This window comes from Micromonospora tarensis (assembly GCF_016803395.1).
GTDB lineage: Bacteria > Actinomycetota > Actinomycetes > Mycobacteriales > Micromonosporaceae > Micromonospora > Micromonospora tarensis.
The window spans coordinates 1-4,460 of sequence record NZ_JAEVHL010000369.1; the positions used below are offsets into that span (position 1 = coordinate 1).

The window sequence follows — 4,460 nt, forward strand, 5'->3', positions numbered from 1 at the left end:
GTTCGGCGCGACCGCTGTCACGCTGCGCGCCGCCGAGCAGCGTGCCCAGCGGCTGGCCCGGGTGGAACGCCGGCTGGCCGCACCGGGTTCGCGGTGGACGCGGTCGGGGTGCTGACCGCCGGGCTGACCGCCGCGGCGGTGGTGCTGGCCGCCCTGGCCGCCGACGTGCCGGGGGTGCTGGTGGGGGTCCTGGCGGTCGGCGCACTGGCCGCCGTCGAGGTAACACTGGCCCTGGTCACGGCGGCCCGGCAGTGGACCCAGCTGCGTCCCGGCCTGACCCGGGTGGCCGCCCTGCTCGACGCGGGCACGTCGACCCCCCGGCCCACGGAGGACCCGACGGACCTGGCCGGCCCGCACGAGCTGCGCCTCGTCGAGGTGACAGTGCGATACCGGGCCGGCACGGCGCCCGCCCTCGACGCGGTGAGCCTGGACCTGCCGCCGGGACGCAGGATCGCGGTCGTCGGCCCGAGCGGCGCCGGCAAGAGCACACTGGCCGCCGTGCTGACCGGTGCCGTCCGGCCCGCGTCCGGCCGGGTCACCCTGGACGGGCAGGACCTCTCCGCGTACGCCGAGGAGGAGCTGCCGCGCGCGGTCGGCGGGCTGCTGGCCGAGGCGTACGTCTTCCATGCCACCGTCCGGGAGAACCTGCTGCTCGGGCGGGCCCGGGCAGCCGAGGAGGAGCTGACCGGGGCGACCGCTGCCGCCGGCCTGCTGGAGTGGGTCCGCGCCCAGCCGGCGGGCTGGGACACGCTGGTCGGCGAGGAGGGCGGGCAGCTCTCCGGCGGGCAGCGGCAACGGCTGGCGCTCGCCCGCGCGCTGCTCGCCGCGCCGTCGGTGCTGGTGCTCGACGAGCCCACCGAAGGGCTCGACCCGACGGCCGCGGACGCGGTGCTCGCGTCGGCCCTCGCCGCCACTCCGGCCGAACACTCGGTGCTGCTGATCAGCCACCGGCTGAGCGGGCTGGCCGAGTTGGACGAGATCGTCGTTCTCGACGGCGGCCGGGTGATCCAGCGTGGTCGGCACGCCGAGCTGGTCGCCGCCCCGGGCTGGTATCGGGACCAGTGGCTGCTCCAGGCGGCGGCCGAGCGGGGTTACCTGGCGCTCGCCCCCTGACCGGGCTCGGGGACGGACCAGGGTTCTCCCGGACGCCGCCGCCCCGCCGTCCGTGACAGGGTGGTGCCATGGCGTGCGCTGAGGACGTGTTGGTCGACGAGCACCTGCGGGAACTGGGTGCTCGGTTGCAGGGGCCGGCGCGACTCAAGTCCGAGCTGCTGACCGAGGCCCGGCACGGGCTGCTGGACGCCGTCGAGGCGTACCGGGAGGACGGGGTGCCCGCCGGCGAGGCGCAGCGCCGGGCGGTGGTCGAGTTCGGCTCGGCGGCGCAGCTCCTCCCGTCCTGGCAGGCCGAGCTGGCGGTGGGCGCCCTGCGCGGGCTCTCCCTGCGGATGCTGGCCGTCGCCGGCCTGGGGATGGCCGCCGGCGACCTGACCTGGCAAGGGGCGAGTTGGAGTGACGGTTCGCGTCCGCCGGCCGCCTACCTGCTGTTGTCCGCCGCGGTCGACTGGATCTGGCTGGGTGCGCTGCTGCTCTCGGTGGCCGGCCTGCTGGTGGTCGCGTCGAACGCCCGCGCGCCACGTCCCGGCCTGGCCCTGGCGCAACGGGTGGTGGGGATGGGCCTGACCGGCCTCGTGGCGCTCGGCATGCTCACCGGCTGCGCCCTCTTCACCTGGTCGCTCAGCCTGTGGGACGCGGCGCTGCGCTGGCCCCCGATGCTGATCGGAGTGGTGGTGGCGTCGGCCGCCTACTTCTCGCTGACCCGCGCGGCGCGCACCTGGCTGCTGGCCACCGTCCGCTGACCGGCGCCACCCGATGCCCGGTGCCGGGGTGCCGCGTGTTCGTGGAATCGGGGTCTCCCACGCCCCCGGGAAGGCCCGGTCAGGCCGGAGTGACCGGCGGGCTGCCGGGGTCGAGGAACCGGCCGACGGTCAGTCGGAACTCGTGCCAACCGGCGCGCTCCCCGGCCAGCGCCCGCCGGCCGGAGTCGGTCAGCTGGTACGTCCGCCGTTCCCGGCCGTTGACAGTGCTCCAGGTGCTCGCCACGTGCCCGGCGCGTTCCAGGCGACGGAGCGCCGGATAGATGGTGCCGGTGGGCAGATCGAGACTGCGTCGCTGCGCGCGCGCAGCGCCTCGATGATGGCGTAGCCGTGCAGCGCGCCCTGTTCGAGGACGGCGAGCAGCAGAGCGTCGAGATGGCCGTGCAACGCCTGGGCCTTCATGTGTAGCTACGCTACTTGTCGAACAGCCGGTTCGCCACCGGTGACCACCCGCAGGCGGAAGCCGTGCGCCAACCGGCCACCGGGGTGCGGGCATCGGTCACCCAGGACTGCCGACTAGGGTATGTGCCCAGAGTCACTCGCCGGTCAGAGACCCCGGCGGGTGGGCAACCCGAAGCACACGGAGGTCAGCGTGGCCCGCCAGTCGCCCCAACGGCCCGACGCCGACGAGCCCGAGCTCGACGACACCACCGGCGCGGCCGAGCCAGATGAGGTTGAGGAGACCGACCGCCCGTCCGCGTCGGTCGACCGTTCACTCTGGGACGAGCTGCGCATCGACCCAGTGGAGATCGCCCTGCCCGCCGGCACCGGCTTCACGCTGCGGGCGTACCGGCCGGCCAGCTCGCTGACCCCGACCGACGTGACCGAGCGCGACCAGGACGACCCGTTCCTCGCCCGCCGCCAGGCGATCGAGGAGGAGGAGGACGACGAGACCGTCGTCATCCTCGACGAGGAGCTGGCCGAGGAGTTCGCCGCCGGGGACGACGACGAATCGCCGCGTCGACGCCGCGACGGCGCCGCCGACACCGACACCGACACCGCCGACGACGAGGCGGACGAGGACGGCGCGGACGAGGCGGACGACGAGGAGGTGCCGGTCTTCCTCAGCAACCGGGGCAGGCTGCTGCTGTTCAAGACCCCCGAATCGTTGGTCACCTTCATCCGGTCCGGTGCGCCCAACGATCTGTCCCAACTGGACAGCTGGAATGAATTGTCCGAACGGGTGGAGCCGGCTGACATCGCCCCACTCGACGAGGACACCTACGAACTCGACCTCGTCGTGGAGAACCTGCGCGGCGGCCACGACGCGTGGGACTCGACCCTGCTGATCGAGGCCGGCGAGGTCGCCCGCGACCTCTCGTACGCATTGCGGCTGCCTGCGGTACTCGACATGCTCTCCGCCGGCTCCAGTCTCGACGACCTGGACGAGGCGCTGCGGGCCACCGCCAACGGTGGGATCGGCGCTTTCATGGGTCGACGGCGGTTGAAGAAGATCGGCGCGCAGACCGCGAGTTTGGGTTGGCGCACCATTGTCGGCAAGATCTCTGCGGTGGTGGACTGGCGCGACTGACCCGTACCGGGGAGCATCAGTTGCTGGCAGAGGAAAGACCTGTCCCGGAGGGAGGACGACGCCGTGGCGCTCGTGCGCGTTTACTGCGGTCTGGCCTCGGCGGATCCGGCTGACCGACCGGCCTCCGCCGGCTCGACGCTGACGTCCGCTGTGGTCGACGACGCAGGCCGTCTGCTGCATGTCCGCGAGATCAGCGATGACGCGGCTGGCTACGCCCAGCTCGTCGCGCTGCTCGTGGAGCGGTCGGGCGGGCCGAGCGGTGCGGCCATCGCCGCCGACAGCGACGACCACACGGTCATCTCGCTGTTGAGCGCGGCCGGGCGGCCCCTGGCGATCGCCGACGACGACTCGGTGGACGACTTCGCCGAGCGGTTCGCCGACGACGACTCCCTGGAAGAGATGCAGTCACCTCCGGCCGAACGGCGGGCGGTCGGCCTGGCCCGCGCGTTGCAGGCGGGGGCGCTGTCCGCGGTCACCCTGCCGGCACCCCGGGACCTCGCCGGCTACAAGCAGGTGCTCGCCGCGCACGCCGCTCTGGCCACCGGCCGGCACTCCGCCGCCGTGGCGCTGCGCGAGGTGCTGCGTGAGCTCTACCCGGCGGCGCTGCGCGCATACCCGGACCCGGCCGAGCCCGTCTCGCTGGCGGTGCTGGACGCGCTGCCCGAGCCGGGCATGCTCGGCGGCACCGTGGCCCGGGGTCGCGAGGTGTCGGTCGCCGCGGACGCGATCGCCGCGCACCTCGCCGCCGACGGGGTCGCCGACGCCGAGGAGATCAACGAAGCGGTCACCGCCCTGCGGGTCGCCATCTCGGAGACCCCCCGACGTGCCGCGGTCAACCGGGCACTCACCTCTGCGGTGGCCGAGACGGTCCGTCAGGCCGTCGCCTCCGTACGCGCCTGCGACGCCGGGTGTGAGGCGCTGGTCAGCGCCCTCAGCTCGCGGGCCAGCTCGCCGGTCCAGGCACCCGGCCGCCGTGCCGCCGCCCGCCGTGGCGAGTCCGTCGGTGAGCTCACCGGCCTGGCCGGCACCAGCGCCGGCCTGCGGTCGGTCCGGCC

2 protein-coding genes and 3 pseudogenes are annotated in these 4,460 nt (G+C 74.2%); 4 read left to right on the forward strand and 1 reads right to left on the reverse strand.

Annotated features, from left to right (window positions below; genetic code table 11):
* Nucleotides 1-1,113: pseudogene (locus JM949_RS33940) on the forward strand (amino acid ABC transporter ATP-binding/permease protein); the annotation flags it as partial.
* Between the two features lie 68 nt (nucleotides 1,114-1,181).
* Nucleotides 1,182-1,856: a permease prefix domain 1-containing protein gene (locus JM949_RS33945; protein ID WP_203152115.1), complete on the forward strand. Its 675-nt coding sequence runs from the start codon at nucleotides 1,182-1,184 to the stop codon at nucleotides 1,854-1,856.
* A gap of 79 nt (nucleotides 1,857-1,935) precedes the next feature.
* Here JM949_RS33945 and JM949_RS33950 read toward each other — a convergent pair.
* Nucleotides 1,936-2,276 (reverse strand): annotated as a pseudogene (locus JM949_RS33950) (PadR family transcriptional regulator).
* Between the two features lie 160 nt (nucleotides 2,277-2,436).
* Here JM949_RS33950 and JM949_RS33955 point away from each other — a divergent pair.
* Nucleotides 2,437-3,405 carry a DNA primase gene (locus JM949_RS33955; RefSeq protein ID WP_203152116.1) on the forward strand — a complete coding sequence of 323 codons (969 nt, stop codon included), beginning with the start codon at nucleotides 2,437-2,439 and terminating at the stop codon, nucleotides 3,403-3,405.
* Nucleotides 3,406-3,444: 39 nt separating this feature from the next.
* Nucleotides 3,445-4,460, forward strand: a pseudogene (locus tag JM949_RS33960) (transposase); the annotation flags it as partial.